The sequence below is a fragment of the Pseudofrankia coriaricola genome (genome assembly GCF_032027725.1).
Taxonomy (GTDB): Bacteria; Actinomycetota; Actinomycetes; order Frankiales; family Frankiaceae; genus Pseudofrankia.
Map to the genome: position 1 here is coordinate 1 of NZ_JASNFO010000039.1, position 18,729 is coordinate 18,729.

13 protein-coding genes are annotated in these 18,729 nt (G+C 74.3%); 10 read left to right on the forward strand and 3 right to left on the reverse strand.

The genetic code is table 11. From position 1 onward, the window contains the following. The first annotated feature begins 224 nt into the window (after positions 1 to 224). Both QOZ89_RS20815 and QOZ89_RS20820 read left to right on the forward strand, forming a co-directional pair. The gene (locus QOZ89_RS20815) at positions 225 to 1,169 is read left to right on the forward strand and encodes an alpha-E domain-containing protein (protein WP_071046909.1); all 945 of its coding nucleotides are present in this window, start codon (positions 225 to 227) and stop codon (positions 1,167 to 1,169) included. Between the two features lie 216 nt (positions 1,170 to 1,385). Further along, positions 1,386 to 2,231: a transglutaminase family protein gene (locus QOZ89_RS20820; RefSeq protein ID WP_071046908.1), complete on the forward strand. Its 846-nt coding sequence runs from the start codon at positions 1,386 to 1,388 to the stop codon at positions 2,229 to 2,231. Here QOZ89_RS20820 and QOZ89_RS20825 read toward each other — a convergent pair. Beyond that, positions 2,228 to 2,467, reverse strand: a complete 240-nt coding sequence (locus tag QOZ89_RS20825; RefSeq protein ID WP_071046907.1) for a hypothetical protein — start codon at positions 2,465 to 2,467, stop codon at positions 2,228 to 2,230. The genes QOZ89_RS20820 and QOZ89_RS20825 overlap by 4 nt on opposite strands. A 349-nt stretch (positions 2,468 to 2,816) precedes the next feature. Between QOZ89_RS20825 and QOZ89_RS20830 the strand changes: the two genes are divergently transcribed. Together QOZ89_RS20830 and QOZ89_RS20835 are read left to right on the forward strand one after the other, a co-directional pair. Then, a complete protein-coding gene (locus tag QOZ89_RS20830; protein ID WP_071046906.1) occupies positions 2,817 to 4,430 on the forward strand; it encodes an ABC-F family ATP-binding cassette domain-containing protein in 1,614 nt (537 codons plus the stop codon). A 159-nt stretch (positions 4,431 to 4,589) separates the two neighbouring features. After that, entirely contained in the window at positions 4,590 to 5,522 is a 933-nt protein-coding gene (locus QOZ89_RS20835) for a cation diffusion facilitator family transporter (RefSeq protein ID WP_071046905.1), read from the forward strand. Positions 5,523 to 5,576: 54 nt separating this feature from the next. Here the strand turns inward: QOZ89_RS20835 and QOZ89_RS20840 are convergent, their stop codons facing one another. After that, a complete protein-coding gene (locus QOZ89_RS20840; protein ID WP_312624685.1) occupies positions 5,577 to 7,055 on the reverse strand; it encodes a hypothetical protein in 1,479 nt (492 codons plus the stop codon). Positions 7,056 to 7,536: 481 nt separating this feature from the next. On the opposite strand from QOZ89_RS20840, the gene QOZ89_RS20845 reads away from it, so the two are divergent. The 6 genes from QOZ89_RS20845 to QOZ89_RS20870 all read left to right on the forward strand — a co-directional run bounded on the left by QOZ89_RS20845 (position 7,537) and on the right by QOZ89_RS20870 (position 17,560). Further along, positions 7,537 to 7,797, forward strand: coding sequence for a helix-turn-helix domain-containing protein (locus QOZ89_RS20845; protein WP_491723666.1), 261 nt, complete (start codon positions 7,537 to 7,539; stop codon positions 7,795 to 7,797). Between the two features lie 8 nt (positions 7,798 to 7,805). Further along, complete coding sequence (locus QOZ89_RS20850) at positions 7,806 to 8,645, forward strand: enoyl-CoA hydratase/isomerase family protein (protein WP_312624815.1); 840 nt, start codon at positions 7,806 to 7,808, stop codon at positions 8,643 to 8,645. Positions 8,646 to 9,001: 356 nt separating this feature from the next. Continuing rightward, complete coding sequence (locus QOZ89_RS20855) at positions 9,002 to 10,975, forward strand: ABC transporter ATP-binding protein (RefSeq protein WP_083418156.1); 1,974 nt, start codon at positions 9,002 to 9,004, stop codon at positions 10,973 to 10,975. Positions 10,976 to 11,808: 833 nt separating this feature from the next. Then, complete coding sequence (gene pyk / locus QOZ89_RS20860; protein ID WP_071046902.1) at positions 11,809 to 13,224, forward strand: pyruvate kinase; 1,416 nt, start codon at positions 11,809 to 11,811, stop codon at positions 13,222 to 13,224. Positions 13,225 to 14,724: 1,500 nt separating this feature from the next. Beyond that, entirely contained in the window at positions 14,725 to 16,236 is a 1,512-nt protein-coding gene (locus tag QOZ89_RS20865) for a hypothetical protein (RefSeq protein WP_312624689.1), read from the forward strand. A 247-nt stretch (positions 16,237 to 16,483) separates the two neighbouring features. Then, entirely contained in the window at positions 16,484 to 17,560 is a 1,077-nt protein-coding gene (locus QOZ89_RS20870; RefSeq protein ID WP_071046893.1) for a hypothetical protein, read from the forward strand. 385 nt (positions 17,561 to 17,945) lie between these two features. Here QOZ89_RS20870 and QOZ89_RS20875 read toward each other — a convergent pair whose 3' ends face one another. Beyond that, positions 17,946 to 18,614 carry a response regulator transcription factor gene (locus QOZ89_RS20875; protein ID WP_116271416.1) on the reverse strand — a complete coding sequence of 223 codons (669 nt, stop codon included), beginning with the start codon at positions 18,612 to 18,614 and terminating at the stop codon, positions 17,946 to 17,948. Between the last annotated feature and the right edge of the window lie 115 nt (positions 18,615 to 18,729).

Consider the following 18,729-nt stretch of genomic DNA (forward strand, 5'->3'; position numbering starts at 1 on the left):
CGCTGGCGGATTGGTGACGTTCAGCGGTAGGTGACCGTGCGGCGCGGAGGCGCGCCTCCGCGGAGGCCCGGCCACGAGCGAAGCGAAGTGGTTGGGCCGCAGCGGAGGTCGCCGCAGCGCACGTGAGCGGAGGAGGACGCGGCGCGGAGGTCCCTTGGGAGCGAAGCGAGTAAGGGGCCGGAGCGCCGCGCCCGGACGGAGCGAACCAGAGACAAGGAGACACCTTGCTGAGCCGGATCGCGGAGTCGCTGTTCTGGATCGGCCGCTACGCCGAGCGGGCGGAGAGTACATCGCGGATCCTCGACGTGCACGTCCACCGCGTCCTGGAGGACCCGTGGCTGGACGAGTCGTCCGCCGGACGCGAGCTGCTCGCCGTGATGGGGACCCCGCCCGTCGCCGGATCCGTCAACTCGTCCCTGGTCGTCGAGCTGCTCGGCTACGACCGGAACAACTCGTCGAGCATCGTCGGCGCGATCTCCGCGGCGCGGGAGAACGCGCGCAGTGCCCGGGTGGTCGTGTCCAGCGAGGCATGGGAATGCCTGAACGTGACCTGGAACGAGCTCGACCACACCGAGCAGCTCGCCCGTCGCCTCGGCCCCCACATCTTCTTCCGCTACATCCGCGAGCGCACCGCGATGCTCGCCGGCCTGGTGGACGCCACCCTGGCCCGAGACGACGGCTGGCGGTTCCTGGCGCTCGGCCGCAGCCTGGAGCGGGTCGACATGACAGCCCGGCTGCTGTCGTCGAGCATCGGCGACGACCCGAACTCGCAGAGCTGGGTGAGCCTGCTGCGTTCCTGCGGTGCGCACGAGTCCTACCTGCGCACGTACCGGCGCGCGGTCGACGCCTCCCGGGTCGCCGAGTTCCTCCTGCTGGACCGGCTGTTCCCGCGCTCGGTCTACTGGTCGCTAGCGCTCGCCGAGCAGATCCTCGCCGAGCTCGACAGCGGCCGCCGCGGCGGGCGGACCACGGTGCACGACGCGGCCCGCCGGGGGGTCGGCCTGGCCCGCACGGAGCTGGAGTTCCGCGGCGTCGACGACCTGGTCGAGGACATGCCCGAGCTGCTGCGCGGCATGGAGCGGACCTGCTCGGAGGTCAGCGCCGCCATCACGGCTCGCTACTTCGCCCGGGAGGCGCCGCGTGCCTGGGCCACCGAGGTACCGGCGTAGCCCTGCCCCGAGAGGACCGACATGAGCTGGCAGATCCGGGTTGAGCGTTGCTACCCCGCGCTCCAAGTACAGGCAGAAAGCCTGTGGTCAGGCTGGTGAGCACATGAGCTGGCAGATACGCGTCGAGCGTAGCTACCCCACAGATCGCTGGCGCGATCCGCGGGGACCCCGCGCCTCGGGTACGGGCAGAAAGCCCGTGGTCAGGCTGGTCACCATATGAGCTGGCAGATACGTGTCGAGCACTCGACGGGCTACCGGTACTCCAGCCCGGTTCTGTCCTCCTACAACGAGGCGCGGATCGTTCCGCAGACCGGCAGCGGGCAGCTGACGCTGGAGGCGACCGTGCGCACCGAGCCGGCGGTCACCACCTACCGGTACTGGGACTATTGGGGCACCCAGGTGACCGCGTTCGACATCCACGCCCCGCACACGGAGCTGGTGGTCACCGGGCGCTCGCTGGTGCGTACCGCGCCCGAGCAGCGGCTGCCCGCCGACGTCGCGAGCTGGGCGACGCTGCGCTCCGACGAGAGCGCCGACCGGCACGTCGAGTTCCTCCGCCCCGCCCGTTACACCCCCGACCACCCCGAGCTCGTCGAGGCGGGCCGGGAGCTGGCCGCGGCGCACGACCCGGCCGACTTCATGCTCGCCGTCGGCGACTGGGTGCGCGACCGGCTGACCTACCGCCCGGGTACCACCGGCGTGCACACGTCCGCCGTCGAGGCCTGGCGGCAGTGCGAGGGCGTCTGCCAGGACTTCGCGCACCTCGCACTGGTGCTGATGCGCGCGGCCGGCATGCCGGGCCGTTACGTGTCCGGCTACCTGCACCCGCTCGTGGACGCCGAGCCGGGGGAGACGGTCGAGGGCCAGAGCCACGCCTGGGTGGAGGGCTGGTTCGGCGACTGGTGGGGCTTCGACCCGACGAACGCCGTGCGCGCGGGCGAGCGGCACGTCGTCGTCGCCCGCGGCCGCGACTACGACGACGTCCCGCCCATGCGCGGCGTCTACTCGGGCGGCACATCCTCGTCGCTCGGTGTCACGGTGAACGTCACCCGCCTGGGCTAGCCCCCGCCGACCCGCACCCAGAACAGGACGAAGCCGACCAGCCCGAGGATCAGCCCCCAGTTGGCCGCGCGGTTGCGCCGCACGCTGCGGCGGGACCGCAGCGACAGGCAGACCGCGAGCGGGCCGAGAACGATGCCCAGGTAGAGCACGGTCAGGATGAGCGGGCGCGGATGGCGACGCAGGCGCTCGGACGCGTCAAACGGGCGAGAGGCCGCCCCGTGACGCCGGTTTAACACCGTCGGCGAGGATCTCGCCGCCTCGGCGCACGTACGCTGGATGCGTTGCCTCCGCCGTGACGCGGGACAGTGCGCCCATCGGCCGCACGGAGGCGGCAGGGCCCGCCCGTCGTTCCCCGCGGGCAGGCCTCGTCGATGTTTGTGCCCGTTGCCCCGGGGCCGAGTCCCGGACCGATCGGAAGCGGCCTCAGGAACCGATGGAGCGTCTCGTCCAGCTGGAGTGAGTGAGCGAGCCGGCTCAGCCCACGGGCTGAGCGCCGGCCGCCTTTCCCTGCCTGCCCTGACGAGCGGCCGCCGCGCGCGGCCGTGGCTGTACTCCCACGTTCACGTCCGAGAGGCCACATACTTCATGATCATCGCGACCGACCTGGAGCTGCGGGCCGGAGCCAGGATCCTCGTCGAGCCGGTGTCGTTCCGGGTGCAGCCGGCGGACCGGATCGGTCTCGTCGGACGCAACGGCGCGGGCAAGACGACCCTCCTCAAGACGCTGGCGCGGGAGACCCTGCCGTTCGCCGGCAAGATCGACGTGCGCGGCGACGTCGGCTACCTGCCGCAGGACCCGCGCAGCGGCGACCTGACCGAGTCCGCCCGCGACCGGGTGCTGTCCGCCCGTGGCCTCGACGAGCTCCTGCGCGAGATGGACAAGCTGCAGGTCGAGATGGCCGAGCTCGCCGACGACACCGCCCGCGACCGGGCCATACGCCGCTACGGCCGGCTCGAGGAGCGATTCGGCGTGCTGGGCGGCTACGCGGCCGAGGCGGAGGCCGCACGGATCTGCTCGTCGCTCGGCCTGCCCGACCGCGTGCTCGCCCAGGCGATCGGCACCCTGTCCGGCGGCCAGCGCCGCCGGGTGGAACTCGCCCGGATCCTGTTCGCCGGCGCGGGCAACGCCGACGCGACGCTGCTGCTCGACGAGCCGACCAACCACCTCGACGCCGACTCGATCGTCTGGTTGCGGGACTTCCTGCGGGCCCACACCGGCGGCCTGATCGTCATCAGCCACGACGTCGACCTGCTCGACAAGTCCGTCAACAAGGTCTTTCACCTGGACGCGAACCGCACCGCGCTCGACGTCTACAACGTCGGCTGGAAGACCTACCTGACCCAGCGCGAGCAGGACGAGAAGCGGCGCAAGCGCGAGCGCGCGAACGCCGAGAAGAAGATCGACTCGTTGAAGGCCCAGGCCGACAAGATGCGCGCCAAGGCGACCAAGGCGCGCGCCGCGCACCAGATGGACCGCCGCGCCGATCGGCTGGCCGCCGGCCTCGCCGAGACCCGGGTCGCGGACAAGGTCGCGAAGCTGCGCTTCCCGACCCCGGCGCCGTGCGGGCGCACCCCACTGACCGCCGAGGGGCTGTCGAAGTCCTACGGGTCGCTGGAGGTCTTCACCGACGTCGACCTGGCGATCGACCGGGGAACCAGGGTCGTCGTCCTCGGCCTCAACGGCGCTGGCAAGACGACGCTGCTGCGGATCCTCGCCGGGGTCGAGTCGGCGGACACCGGACAGGTCAACCCGGGCCACGGGCTGCGGATGGGCTACTACGCGCAGGAGCACGAGACGCTCGACCACGACCGCTCGCTGCTGGACAACATGCGCTCCGCCGCCCCGGACACCTCCGAGGTGGAGCTGCGCCGCATCCTCGGCGCGTTCCTGTTCAGCGGCGAGACGGTCGACCAGCTCGCGGGGACGCTGTCCGGCGGCGAGAAGACGCGCCTCGCGCTGGCCGGGCTGGTCTGCTCGGCGGCGAACGTGCTGCTGCTCGACGAGCCGACGAACAACCTCGACCCGGCGTCGCGCACGGAGATCCTCTCGGCACTGGCGACCTACCAGGGCTCCGTCGTGCTCGTCACCCACGACCCAGGCGCCGTGGAGGCGCTCAACCCCGACAAGGTGCTCATGCTGCCCGACGGCGTCGAGGACAACTGGTCCCCGGACCTTCTCGAACTCATCGCCCTGGCGTGAGCCGGGCGAGGAACGTGGCCGGCGGAGGATCCGTGCCGGACCGACCTGCTACCTGCGTGTAGAAGCACCCGAAGGCGCGTCCGTCTAGGCGGGTTGGCAGACTTGCCGGCAGGTCGCGGGCCGGAAGGCCCGGGTTTCTGGTGAGGGAGACGGTTTCGGGTGAGCGCGGGCGGCGGTACGAAGGCGGTTCTGGCGGCATTGGCCGCCAACCTGGGGATCGCGGTGGCGAAGTTCGTCGCGTTCCTGTTCACCGGGTCGTCCTCGATGCTCGCCGAGTCGATCCACTCGGTCGCCGACTCCGGCAACCAGGGCCTGTTGCTGCTCGGCCAGCGCCAGTCGGTCCGGCCGGCCGACGAGGACCATCCATTTGGGTTCGGCCGCTCCCGCTACATCGCCGGCTTCCTGGTCGGCATCGTGCTGTTCAGCGTCGGCGGCCTGTTCTCCGTCTACGAAGGCGTCGAGAAGCTCCGGCACCCGCACCACCTGGAGTCCGGCCTCGTCGCCGTCGTGGTCCTGCTGGTCGCGATCGTGCTGGAAGGGTTCTCGTTCCGGACCGCGATCCGCGAGTCGCGCCACCACAAGGGCGACGCTTCCTGGTGGCGCTTCATCCGGGACTCGCGGGCGCCCGAGCTGCCGGTGGTGCTGCTCGAGGACTTCGCGGCCCTCATCGGCCTCGTCTTCGCGCTCGCCGGCGTCGGGCTCACGCTGCTGACCGACGACCCGATCTGGGACGCCGCCGGCACGCTCGCCATCGGCATCCTGCTGCTGGTCGTCGCCATCGTGGTGGCCGTCGAGAGCTACGGCATGCTCGTCGGCGAGGCCGCGACGCCCGCTGTGGTCGCCGCGATCCGGGCGGCGCTGGTGTCCGCGCCGGCGGTCACGGCCGTGATCCACATGCGGACCCTGCACCTCGGGCCGGACGAGCTGCTCGTCGCCGCGAAGATCGGCCTGGACGAGGGGCTGACCGTCGCCGAGGTCGCCGCGGCGATCGACGAGGCCGAGCGCCGCCTGCGCGCCGCGACTCCCACGGCCTGCCGCGTCTACCTCGAACCCGACATCCCCCGCGCCCCCGCCGAGCTGAGCGCCAGCTGACCTCTCGCCGGCCGCGGCCAGCGGCCGGCCCTGGCCACACGGCCGGGGACCGCTTCAGCCTGGGGGGAGGAGGGCGGCCAGAGCGGTGGCGAGCGCGGCGCCGGCGCAGACCAGCCCGTACGGCAGCCTGCCGGCGCTGCTGGTGTCCCCGGGGAGCGCCGGGCGTGGGCGGGGGGCGAGGGCGGGCACCACCAGCCACGGGAACAGCGGCAGCCAGCTCGCCTCCACGCCGCCGGCCGCCAGTCCCATCAGCAGGGCGAACAGCGCCGCCGCGGCGGCGCCGACGAGGAACGGCCAGCCCGGCGTCATCGAGACCCGCCGCGCGGCCCGCGCCAGCGCCGGGCCGCAGCACAGCGACACGGCCAGCAGGTCGGGCACCAGCCAGGTCAGCGCGGCGTGGTCGAACAGGTCGGCGCCAGCCCGCGCCAAGCCCTCCGGCCAGGAGTACCCGGCCAGCCGCAGGGCGAACAACGGGGCGAGCGCCCCGGCGCCGGTGATCACGTTGAGCATGGGGCGGCGACGCACGAAGTACGCCGCGGCCACCGCCACCCCCAGCCAGATCGCCGGGTAGGCGAACAGCCCGGACACGCCGAGCAGCAGCCCGGCCCCGAGCGCCCACCAGGCGCTCCGACCCCGCTCGGAGCCGACGACGCCGACGGCGACCGCCGCCGCCGCGACCGCCGCGGTGACCGCGTCCGGCCCGGCGACGGCGAACGGCGCCCAGGGCGCGAACACGAGCACCGGCAACAGCCGGCGGGCCGCCGGCGTGTGGCACAACGAGCGCACGGCGAGCCCCACCAGCGGCACGACCAGCGCCCCGATCAGGGTGAACGCTACCCCGACCGCGGTCGCGCCGCGAATCCCCAGCTGGCCGAGCCCCCAGACCAGCAGCTCCGGCCCCGGTGGCCGGCCGCTCGCCGCGTCCAGCAGGTCGGACGGGTGCCTGTCGGCGGCGGCCAGGAGGCTCGCCGGAGCTCCGAGCCCCCGCCGGGAGGCCACTCCCAGCGCGAGCCACCAGCCGGCGCTCGCCACATATGACAGGCCCAGCAGCGGGCCGAACGGGGGCGCCGGCAGGCCCTTCCTGCGCCGGGCGGTCAACGCGACCGCGCCCAGCGCCACGGCGGCCGCCACCGGCGGGAGCAGCGTCGAGGGCCCCAGCCGCGGCGGCCAGCCGAGCGGCAACGTGCCCCAGGCGATCCCCCTGCCCGCGGCCAGCCCGCTGGCCGAGTACGCGACGCCGGACGCGGCCAGCAGCGCCGTGACACCGGCCAGCACCGCCGTGACCAGGACCCACGACGCGGCCTCTCCGGCCTGACCGCCCAGCCAGGCGCGTGGGACGGCCCCGGGCCGGCCCGAGGGCTCCCCAGCCGGCCCGGCCCGGGCGGCCGCCGACGAGGGTGAACCCGCGTCCGCGTCCGCGTCGCCGGCCTCGCCGGCCGAGGTGCCGGTGGCCGAAGTGTCGGTACCAGGCGTATCGGCGCGCGGGGGGTCGGCGCCCGACTCGGGCCTGGACGCGGTATCGGCGGCGTTCATGCCCTGAGGTCCGGTACCGCGATCACACCATGACGGTAACCATCGGCGGCGCGATCTGCCCGGCCGGCTCCCCGGCACCACCCGTTCCCGGCGATTGGCCGTAGCACCGGGAGTGTTCGCTGGACAGCGCGGGGAAGGCACCCGGCCAACTCGGGCTCCGCGGGCGATCGCCGACGGCGGCGGCCGGCGGCGGCAGGCGGCCTGTGCGGGCTCGTGTGGGCTCGTGTGGGCTCGTGTCACCCGCGACGCGCCGCGTTCCCTGTTAGGAACGGCGGCGGTGATTGGGGAGACTGACGCCGTGGCGTTGATCCGATCCCGGCGCGCGGGTCACGGCTTGTCGCCGGAACCGCTCGGGCGTCGGGACTTGCGCCCGCGTGCGGGCCGAGCAGGAGCAACGTCGGGTTCCACGGGCGCGGCAGGGGGCCACTGATCGCGTGTGATGGATCACATGTGCTTCGAGTGGCGCGTTTCCCGAAGCTGAGTGAAGATCGGTTCGCAGATCATCTACACGGAGGGGGCCACATTGGCCGAGCTTAGGAAAGGGACCCGGATCACCGGCGCCGAGCGTGACAAGCTGGCCGCCGAACTTCGCAAGAAGTACGAGTCCGGGCAGAGCATCCGACTCCTCGCCGAGTCGTCGGGCCGGTCGTACGGCTTCGTGCACCGGATCCTGTCCGAATCCGGAACGACCCTGCGGGGCCGTGGTGGGGCGACTCGGGGCAGCAAGAAGAAGACCGCCTGATCGTGCCCATGCCGGCCGCCGCCACGATGGCGGCGGCCGGTCTTGGACTGGCCGTCGCGGGTTCGTGCGCGACGGTCACGTTCAGCCCACCGGCCGGGAGGCGACCGGCCGGTGACCAGCCGGCCGGCGGCCTGCCGGCCACGCACGACCTGATCACGGACAGTCCGATCACGGACGACCCGGACGCGGCGGTCCAGCTGCCCTCGGTGGCGGCGGCGCTCGCGGCCGTTGGCCGGGCCCTGCCCGGCGACATCCGGGTGGTCGTCCTGCGCGGCGACATCTGGTCCGCGTTGCGCACCCCCGACCGCGCCGCCCTGAACGGCGCGGACCTGGCGCCGGACGCCGTGGAGCGCCGCGTCGCCGAGTGGCAGGCCGGGTTCACCTGGCTGTCCGCCAGGGCTGACCTGGTCAGCGTCGCGGTGGCCGCCGGCCCGGTGAGCGGCGCTGGCCTACAGCTGGCGCTGTCCTGCGACCTGCGCGTCCTGACCGAGGACGCGGTCCTCTCGCTGCCCGAGGCCTCGCTGGGGCTGGTGCCCGGCCTCGGCGTCACCGCCATGCTCGTCACACTCGTCGGCTACCCGACCGCGCTCGACCTGTGCCTGACCGGGCGCCGGCTCACCGCGGCCGAGGCACGGGCCGCCGGCCTCGCACAGCGGGTCGTGCCCAGGGCCGGCCTCGACGCCGCCGTCGACGACCTCGTCGCGGCCCTGCTCGCCGCCCCGCGCGAGGCTGCCGCCGAGGCGAAGGCGCTGCTACGCGCCGCCGCCACCGGGCGCGGCCGCGATGGCGCGCTCGCCGCGGAGCGCGCCGCCCTCGCCCGCTGCCTCGCGGGCTATCCCGCCGGCTGACCATCGGCGCCGCCCACCGGCCCGGCGCCGTGCGCCTCCCCGAGTGGTCCCTGTCGGTCCTTGTCGGTCCGCGCGCCGATCCGGCGCTGGGACGGGGGACCCACCGCGCGGCCGGCGGCGCGCCGCCTCCTTGACCTCAACCTCGGTTGAGGTTTTAGCGTGATTGGTCGGAGCTGGAACATCACCGCATGGTGGCCGCGCCATGGCCAGGGCGCGGCGGGAATGGCGGCTGTAGTGCTGGTTCTTGCATCTGGGTAACAGTGCCGGTTCGCGCGGTCGCGCGGCGGCATCAGCCAGCCCGGCGACGGGCCGGGCGATATGGCGAGAACATGACCGGAAAGGTGACGAGACGGCGGATGGCGGGACCGGCAGGGGGACAGACGGGCGCGTGGACGACCATGCGCGGCTTCCAGCGCGACAGGTCGGTCGCCCGGCAGAGGCTGCGGCCGGGGACGGCCCGGCGGATCGTCGCCTTCGCCCGGCCCTACCGGCGGCTGCTGATCGGGTTCCTGCTGGTCGTGGTCCTCGACGCGGGCCTGGGCACCGTCCTGCCCCTGATCTTCAAGGCGATCATCGATGACGGGATTATTCCCGGCCGGGTCGGCGTCGTCGAGGCGCTCGCGGGCGTGGTGGCCGCGATCGCCCTCGTCGACGCGGGGATGTCGCTGCTGCAGCGCTGGCTGTCGGTGCGCGTCGGCGAGGGCCTGATCTTCGACATGCGCGCCCAGGTGTTCGACCACGTGCAGCGCCAGCCGCTGGCGTTCTTCAGCCGCACCCAGACCGGTGCGCTGATCACCCGGCTCAACAACGACGTGCTCGGCGCCCAGTCGGCGTTCACGAACACCCTGTCCGCGGTTTTCTCCAACGTGCTGACCGTCAGCTTCACGCTGGCCGCGATGTTCACCCTGTCCTGGCAGGTCACGCTGATCGCGCTGGTCCTGCTGCCGGTGTTCGTCCTCCCGGCGCGGGCGCTCGCGCCCCGGCTCGCCGCGCTCACCCGGGAGAGCTACGGCCTGAACGCCGAGATGAACACGACGATGACCGAGCGGTTCAACGTCGCCGGCGCGCTGCTGGCCAAGCTCTACGGCGACCCGGCGCGCGAGGTCGGCGTCTTTCGCCGCCAGGCCGGGCGGGTCCGCGACATCGGGATCACCCAGGCGATGTACGGGCGCATATTCTTCGCGTCGCTGACGTTGGTCGCCTCGCTCGCGACGGCCGTCGTCTACGGCCTCGGCGGGCGCTACGCCGCGCAGGGCCACATCGCGGTCGGCACGATCGTCGCTCTGACCGCCTACCTCGGCCGGCTGTACATGCCGCTCACCCAGCTGTCGAACGTGCAGGTCGACGTGATGACCGCGCTGGTGTCCTTCGAGCGGGTCTTCGAGGTTCTCGACCTCGAGCCGGCCATCGCCGACCGGCCGGGAGCGACGCGGCTGACGGTGCGTGCCGGCGGCGCCAGCATCGAGTTCGACGACGTGTCGTTCCGCTACCCGGCGGCGAGCGAGGTGTCGCTGGCCTCGCTGGAGTCGGTCGCCGTGCTCGACCCGCGCGTCCCCGCGCCGGTGCTGCACGGCGTGACGTTCCGGGCCCAGCCGGGTGAGCTGGTCGCGCTGGTCGGCCCGTCGGGTGCCGGTAAGACGACGATCAGCCAGCTGGTGCCGAGGATCTACGACGCGGTCGAGGGCAGTGTCCGGGTCGGCGGCGTCGACGTCCGGGACGTCACGCTCGCCTCGCTGCGCGCCGCCGTCGGCGTCGTCACCCAGGACGCCCACATGTTCCACGACTCGATCCGGGCCAACCTGGCCTACGCGCGCCCAGAGGTCACCGACGACCAGATGTGGGCGGCGCTGGACGCCGCGCAGATCGGCGCGTTGGTGCGGTCGCTGCCCGACGGGCTGGACACCGTCGTGGGGGACCGCGGCTACCGGCTCTCCGGCGGCGAGAAGCAGCGGCTCGCGATCGCTCGGCTGCTGGTGAAGGAGCCGAGCGTGGTCGTGCTGGACGAGGCCACCGCGCACCTGGACAGCGAGTCCGAGGCAGCGGTGCAGCGGGCGCTGGGGGCGGCGCTCACCGGGCGGACCGCACTGGTGATCGCGCACCGGCTGTCGACCATCCGGGACGCGGACCGCATCCTGGTGATCTCCGAGGGCCGGGTGGCCGAGGAGGGCCGGCATGCCGACCTGCTGGCACGCGACGGCCTGTACGCCGAGCTCTACCGCACCCAGTTCGCCACCGACATCCCGGCCCCAGGCCGCGAGGAGGGGACGTCGGGCCCCTCCCGGGCCGGCGATCTGGACGGCCCGGCGGTCGGGCGCCTCACGCCCGCCTGAGGCGGACGCCGGGCGCCCGCGGGCCAGGCACAGGGCCGCTGATACCTCCCGCCGGCAGGTTGCCCGGTTGGGGGCTCAGCGTCTTACACCGAGATACCCGCCGTATACGGCCATACCCGGCCGCGGCGACATTTCAGGACGGGGGCGTCTCGTTATTCCTCTGTCGTTGGTGACACCGTAAATCCACCGTCACTCGAGATGTTGTTGGAACCGCGAGCCGGCACATCCCGGGACGGCTCCGGCTCGTCGAGGGGAAGGGCGATGTCCACATCGCCCGACGGCCTGCGGTGAATGGCCGGATTGACACTCATGCCCACGCTCCGGAAGTCCTTGAGCCGCTGTACCATCGCTACCTCCGCACACGTCCGTGAGCGCATCAGGAGAGGTGGTCGGCCTCCCGACATTTCGGGCGTCCGGAGGTCATCCCCCGGGTGGGCCGGCGAGCGTCGGGCCCGACGTCCCAGCGGCCGCACCAGCGTCACTACCTCTTTGCCCTCTTTCCCGCGGCCATGCCTGTCACGGCCACAGCACATCCGGGCGCGGGCGCGCAGACGCTGTCGCCGATCCGAGGGCGGCGGTGCGGGTGTACCCCGGTCGGAGGTCGCGCGGCGATGCGTTACCTTGAACGGCCGTGGGCGCCGAGATGCACAGTGAAGCGCCGGCAGATGCCGGTGACTTGACGGTACGCCGTCGCGCGCCACGCTGCACTGGTTACGGCATGTACGGTTACTGCGGGACTGTCCGCCGAAGGTGGCGGGTGAAGCACGACGCGCCGGCACAACATGGTGGGCCGGCGTCCACATCAATGACGATCATTTTCTAGGCTGGAACCCGTGTCACGAAGAGCCAAGATTGTCTGTACGTTGGGACCGGCCACCAACTCCCCAGAGCGGGTGCGCGCCCTCGTCGATGCCGGAATGGACATCGCCAGGCTTAACTTCTCCCACGGCAGCCACGAGCAACATGCGGCTGTCTACCGGCGGGTCCGTGAGGCCAGCGACGAGGCCGGGCGTGCCGTCGGCATCCTCGCCGACCTGCAGGGCCCGAAGATCCGGCTGGGGAAGTTCGCCACCGGCGGCGTCACCCTCGTCCCCGGCGAGCAGTTCACGATCACCGTCCGCGACGTCGAGGGTGACCAGCACCAGGTCGGCACGACGTACTCGGGCCTGCCCGGCGACGTCAAGGCGGGCGACCGCATCCTGGTCGACGACGGCCGACTGGCGCTGGCGATCGACGGCGTCACGGACACCGACGTCCACACCACCGTCGTCATCGGCGGTCCGGTCAGCAACAACAAGGGGATGAACATCCCGAGCGCGGCGCTCACCGTCCCCGCGCTGACCGAGAAGGACGAGGAAGACCTGCGCTTCGCACTCGAGCTGGGTGTCGACATGATCGCGCTGTCGTTCGTCCGCTCGGCGGCGGATGCCAGCAAGGTTCGCGCGATCATGGACGAGGCCGGGATCCGGATCCCGGTCATCGCGAAGATCGAGAAGCCGCAGGCCGTCGCCGAGCTGGACGGCATCATCGAGGCGTTCGACGCCCTGATGGTCGCCCGCGGCGACCTGGGCGTCGAGCTGCCGCTCGAGGACGTGCCGCTGGTCCAGAAACGAGCGGTCAGCGCCGCCCGCGAGCGGGCCAAGCCGGTGATCGTGGCGACCCAGGTGCTCGAGTCGATGATCAGCGCGCCCAGGCCGACCAGGGCGGAGGCCAGCGACTGCGCGAACGCCGTGCTGGACGGCGCCGACGCGATCATGCTCTCCGCGGAGACGAGCGTGGGCGCGTACCCGATCGAGTCCGTCGCGACGATGGCCCGCATCATCGAGACCGCCGAGAACGACCTGTCCCGGATCCCAGCGCTGCGGACCGCGCCGCGCACGCTCGGAGGCGCGATCGCTCAGGCGGCCGCCGAGGTCGGGGCCGCGGTCGGGGCGCGCTACCTGGTCGCGCACACGCTGTCCGGGGACACCGCCCGCCGTCTCGCCCGCTACCGGTCGCACGTCCCGGTGCTCGGCTTCACGCCGATCCCGGCGGTGCGCAGCCAGATGGCGCTGCTGTGGGGGGTGGAGACGTTCGTCGTCCCGTTCGCCAACAGCACCGACGAGATGGTCCGCCAGGTCGACGAGGCGCTGCTCAAGATCGGCCGGTGCAGCCCCGGGGAGCTTGTCGTCGTCGTCGCGGGCACGCCGCCGGGCGTCGCCGGCATGACCAACACGATGCGCGTCCACCGGATCGGCGAGGCGATCTGAGCCACCCGGACGTTCCGGGCCTCCCGAACCGCGGCGGTGGAGGAAGGGCCGGCCGCGGGGCCGCGGCGGCGGCACGCATAGGCGTCGCGGCGATCGCTCGGTAAGGTCCCCGCCTGTCGGCGTTTTCGTGGCCCTGGGGTGGGCCACCGCGGGCGTGAGCTGTCAGGTCGTCGCGGTCGCGGCGGTCGAGCGAAGGCTCCGGACGGCGTGGAACCAGGCGGCGGGAGCGGGTGGATGGTCGAGAAAGGCAACGAGGAGGGGCCGGACGGAACCGGGCCTCCAGGCTCCGGATCCGCCGCGCCGCCGGGTAACCGGCCCGGCGCCGTGCCCGGCCAGAGCCGCGCCCCCGGCACGCCCGGCAAATCCAGCACACCCGGCAAATCCAGCACACCCGGCGGAGCGGGGGCGCCCGGCGGCCCGGGTGCGCCGGCCAAACCTGGCCGGCCCGAGACCGGGGGAGCTCCTCGGGCCTCGGCCGGTGCCCCCGTGAGCCGGCCGGCCGCGCCTCCCAGTGCGTCCCGGCCGGCCGCCACGCCCGGGTCCTCTCGTCCGGCGGGCTTCCCGCCTGCCAGCTCGTCCTCCGGGAACGCGCCGAAGCCGGCCACCGGTGCCTCACCCGCCGGTTCCTCGCCGGTGGCCGGCGGCGGGGGCGCCGGGCGCTCCCAGCCCGCGGCGCCCGGCCAGCAACGACACCCGGCCGCGCCGCCCGCGCCCGGGCGAGGCCCCACGTCGCTCACCCGCGCGGGCGGGCCGACGCCGTCGGCTTCGACGTCCTCGGCGCCGCAGACCCGGTCGGGAGCAGTCGGGCCATCCTCGCCGGCGCCGGGGCAGGGAGGGGCATCCTCGCCCAGCCAGCCGTCCTCGGCCTCCCGGCCGTCGCCGGCAGGGCCCTCCGCGTCTTCCGCATCCCCCGCTGCCTCGCCGGCACCGTCCTCCAGCCGGCCGCCGGCTGGCGGTGCGGCGGCCAGGCGCTCCCCACAGGCGCCGTCGCCGGCCACGCGCCCGGCCTCGTCGCCTTCCGGTCCGCCCGCGCGCCCGGGTGCGCCGACGCCCACCGCGGCCCCGTCGGGCTCATCTACCCGCCTGGGACCGTCGCCGTCGGCGGCGCCGCCGAGAGCACCGGGCGCGGGCGCGGGTTCCAGCGTCGGCGGTTCCACCGCGGCCGGGTCCACGGCGGGTGGTTCCGCGTCGGCGCGGCGGCCGCCGGTGGCCAGGCAGGAGCCGACCGCGCGCTCGTCGACCTCCTCGAACCCTCCGTCGCGTCCCGCCGCCGGAACCAGTCCCGCCGGTACCGGCGGGACTGGCGGTCCGAGTGGCCCGGGCGCGCAGGGCGGGACTGGCGGGCCCGGCGGCGGGGCTGGCCCGGCGGGCACGGGCCGCGCGCCGGCGGGCCGTTCCGGGCCCGAGCCGGCGTCGGGGCCGGGGACAGCCGGCGCGCCGAAGACGTCGAGCGCCCCATCGGCACCCGCGGGTCGTGGGCCCGCGGGTGCCGGGCCCGCGATGTCCCCGGCCGATGCCAGCGGGAGCTGGTTCGGGCGGACTGGCAAGGACGGCGAGGCCGCTCCCGGCGCGCCGGGCCGGCCCGCCTCGCCGGCCGCACGGGCCTTGCCGGGAACCGCGCCCGCGGCGCCCACAGCGGCCGCGGCGCCGACTCCGCCCGCGCCAGCGAAACCCTCGTCCGCGCCACGTGACTCCGCGGCGGCGCCGCTGGCTCGCGCCGACGGCCAGGAGCCGGCCGCCAAGCCCAGGGCCGCCGCCGGGCCGCGGACGCCACCGGCCGAGGCGTCGACGATGTGGGTGTCGCTGCGGCGAACCTCACCCCGGCCATCGCGGCGGTCTGGCGCCACCGAGGTGGCAAGGGCCCAGTCCCCCAGGGCCGAGCCGGAGACGCCCAGGACGGTACCGAGACGGGCGCAGACCGCGCCGTCCGAGCCTGCTCGACCGGAGCTGGCGGGGCGGGTCGGCGAGGCGGCCCGGCCACCTGACGCCCGCCGCTCCGGGAGCCAGCACCAGGCCGACCCGGCGGGCCTGAACCCGGAGAACACCGCGGCCCTGCCTCGCGTCGGGTCCCGAGCCGGGGTGCGGCCGGCGGATGCCAGGACCGCCGAGGCCGGACCGGCATTCCAGGCCTCCCCGCCGGCCTCCAGGCAGGCGCCGACCCATCTCGGCCACGCCGATCAGGGAGGCTCGCCGGCGGGAAGCCCGGCGCGCCGCCCCGAGACCCGGCGGGACGTGGCGCCGGCCGGGCGCGGAGCCGCGTCAGGCGACGATGCGGACGAGATACCGGCCGAGGGTGCTCACGGTTTTGACGAAGACGAATACGAGGACGAATACGAGGGCGGCGCCGAGGCCGACGGCGACTGGGGCGCGCCGGGCGCGGATCATGCCGCCGGAGGCCCGGAACGTGGGTGGTCGTCGGATCCGGCTGGCGCGCCGCCGGCCCGGCCGGCCCGCGGGCGGATGGCCTCCCTGATGCTGGTCGTCGCCGGGCTGGCGGCGGCGGGCGCGGCGCTCGCGCCCTGGAGCACGCTCGCGACCAGCGACGAGGAGCGCACGTTCACCGGGCTCACCGTGGGGGACGGGCGGTTCACGGTGGTTCTGGGGCTCGCGCTGGCCGTGCTCGGCGGGGCGGGGCTCGCCCGGCGACGGCTGTCGGGTGACGGGGCTCTCGGCCCGCTGCTCGCGAGCCTGCTCATCGTCATAGCCGGCAGCGACCTGCTGATCGGCCCGCCCACACTGGCGAGTTTCCGTGGGATCTCCGCCGACCAGATCGTGGTGGAGCCGGAAGCCGGGCTCTACGCCTCGCTCGCGGCCGGCGTGCTCGCCCTGATGGCGGCGCTGGTGCCCCGCCGCGGTGCCCAGGTGGACGGTGCCCGGGTGGACGGTGCCCGGGTGGACGGATCCGCGGACCTTCCGGCGCCACCGTCGCCCCGCCGGGCCGACGCGCGCCACCGCCCGGAGACACCGGCGTTCAGGCAGTCCGGCGACCACCGCGCGAACCGCGCGCGTTAGCCAGAACCCGCGCACGAGGCCGTCGGACGGCGACCTGACGACATCTGCGACGGACCGGGGCCCCTGGCCCTGGGCCCGCCGGCGTTGGTCTCGCCGCCTTGTGACCCGGACGGGCGACGCGGAGCCTGGCTGATCGTCGGTCACGGTTCGGGTGCGGCGGCCGGTACCGGGGGCGGTTTGGGCGTCGGTGTCGGTTGCTCACGGTGGTCGATGGGCGTCGCATGGTTACGCGTGGTACCACCGACGCGTGGCCGAGCAACTGGTTCCGTCGCGCGCGGACGTGCCTGACTTCCAGGCCGATCCCGACACGCACACCGTTCCTGGCACGCCTGACGTCGCCGGGTCGCGGGGCGTCGCCGGTCCGCGGCGGACGGAGCCCCGGCGGACGGAGCCCCGCTGGACGGGGCCCGCGCGCGGCCGGACGGGTCCGGGAACGCCGCGCGGCGGCGACGCCGAAGGCGGTGGGCCGGGAGGGGATCCTGACCGCCGCGTTCAGGCGGCCAGGGCGGCATGGCGCGCCGCGGCGGCCGCCACCGCCGACCCCCGGTGGGCCCGGCCGGGCACGGCCGCCGCCTGGCCGGGCTGGGATGCCGTCTACCCGGAGCCGGGGGCGTATGGCCAGGCCGCGGCGAGCGGCCCGGCGGGCGCCGACGCCCGGCCGCGTCACCGCGGCGCGCCGCCCGGCGAGCCAGCCGGCGCGCCTGGCGGCCGAGGGGCCACCGCGGTACCTAGGGCGGCCGGGGCGGCGACGGGCTGGTTGGCCGCCACCGCGCCGATGCGGTCAGGCTGGTGGCCGCGGGGCCGGGTGGCGCTGGTCCTGCCGGCCGCGCTCGCGGCGGCTGGGGCACTGCTCACGGTGATCTCGTCGACGATGACCTGGGCGACGGTGCGTGCGTTCGGGCTGGTGGAGTACTCGGTCGCCGGGCTGGACGCGGACCAGCACGGCCGGCTCACCCTGGGCCTGGGGATCATCACGGGCCTCGCCGCGGCGGGCCTCGCCGTCCGGCCGCGCGGGCACACCGGCCGGCTGGTCGCGGGCCTCTCGGGCGTCATGGGCCTCACGACGACGCTCGTCGCACTGATCGACATCGGCTATCTGCGCGGTGGCGGACTGCTGGCCGGGCCGGGCGTCCAGGCCACCACCGTGATCGGGCCTGGGCTGTGGCTGGTGCTCGTCGGCGGCCTGCTGGCCATCGCCGCCGCGCTGCTCGCGCTGCCAGGACCCGGGTGGGCGGGCATCCAGCGGGGGGACGGCGGGAACGACAGCCGCGCCGACGGCCGCCGCCGCTCGTCGCGGCGGTGGCCGCCGGGCCGATCCGGGTGACCCCCTGATAGGGGACGAAAGAGCAGGACTATTGGGGTCGTGACCGAACTGTCCGGCTCCGGCAGACTCGGTATCGCACCAGCCGGGTTCGGGGGGATCGGGACCGCCTTGGGGGAGGATGTCCACGGTCACCGGCTGGCTGGCGCCGGGCCGTACGCGGGGTACGGTCAGGCGCCGCCATGGCGGGTGCCGGCAGCCCGCGAGCCTGCCGGCACCCGTGCCGGCGGCCCCTCAGGGGACCGCCGCACGGGCCGCCAACTCCGGCTTCGCCGGAGTTGGCGACGCCGCGGCGACGCGGTGGGGTGACCCCCGGACGTTGACTAGGAGCAGCGTCCACCTGGTGGTCTCCCACCCCGGCCTGGCGGGCGTGGCTCGCCCGAGGGTGTCAGGCCGGCGGGCCCAGACCGGTGGGGCCGGGCGGGTCGAGGTAGCCGTCCTCCACGGCGCGGTGCAGAAGATCGATCTTGGTGGTGGCCTCGCGGCCGGTCTCGCGGTACTTCCTGCGGACCCGGTCGATGTACTGCTTAGCCGTCTCCACCGCGATGCCCATCCGGCTCGCGACCTTCTTCATCGACATGCCGGCCGCATAGAGCTGCAGCGCCTGTCTTTCCTGCGCGGACAGCCGGGGCCGGTCGGGGGCGTCGTCGGTGAGCAGCAGGAACGCCAGCGGCGGCGAGATCCAGCCGGAACCATCCGCGGTGGCGTGGACCGCCTTGGCGAGGTCCTCCAGCTGGTCGGTCTTGGCCACGAACGCGGCGGCGCCCGCGCGGATCGCCAGGCGCACCGTCGCGGGGTCGGCGGTGGCGCTGTAGACGGCGACACCCATACCGCGTTCGATCAGCTGGCGGATGGTGTCCGGCGGGTTCGACCCGTCGCCGAGGCTGAGGTCCAGCAGCACGACGTCGGCATGACGGCCGTCGCCGGACATCAGCTCCTCGGTCGACCTGGCCGTGGCGATCAGCTCGATGCCGGGCAGCTGGCGCAACGCCATGCTCAGGCCCTGCAGCACTATTGGATGATCATCCACCGCCGCGACGGTTACGGGTGACCACATGCCATCGTCAGGCCGGTGCAGACCGGCATCGCCGGGGCCGTCTTCATCATCATCGTCGCGGGCGGGGAACGGGATTTCTGACGGATCGTCCGGGGGGCGGGCGTCGGGGGGGAGC

Bases quoted from the DNA above. Each gene is read 5' to 3' on its own strand.
- QOZ89_RS20830 (WP_071046906.1), top strand. From the start codon at position 2,817: ATGATCATCGCGACCGACCTGGAGCTGCGGGCCGGAGCCAGGATCCTC.
- QOZ89_RS20840 (WP_312624685.1), bottom strand. From the start codon at position 7,055: ATGAACGCCGCCGATACCGCGTCCAGGCCCGAGTCGGGCGCCGACCCC.
- QOZ89_RS20865 (WP_312624689.1), top strand. From the start codon at position 14,725: ATGTCCCCGGCCGATGCCAGCGGGAGCTGGTTCGGGCGGACTGGCAAG.
- QOZ89_RS20850 (WP_312624815.1), top strand. From the start codon at position 7,806: ATGCCGGCCGCCGCCACGATGGCGGCGGCCGGTCTTGGACTGGCCGTC.
- QOZ89_RS20820 (WP_071046908.1), top strand. From the start codon at position 1,386: ATGAGCTGGCAGATACGTGTCGAGCACTCGACGGGCTACCGGTACTCC.
- QOZ89_RS20855 (WP_083418156.1), top strand. From the start codon at position 9,002: ATGGCGGGACCGGCAGGGGGACAGACGGGCGCGTGGACGACCATGCGC.
- QOZ89_RS20875 (WP_116271416.1), bottom strand. From the start codon at position 18,614: ATGTGGTCACCCGTAACCGTCGCGGCGGTGGATGATCATCCAATAGTG.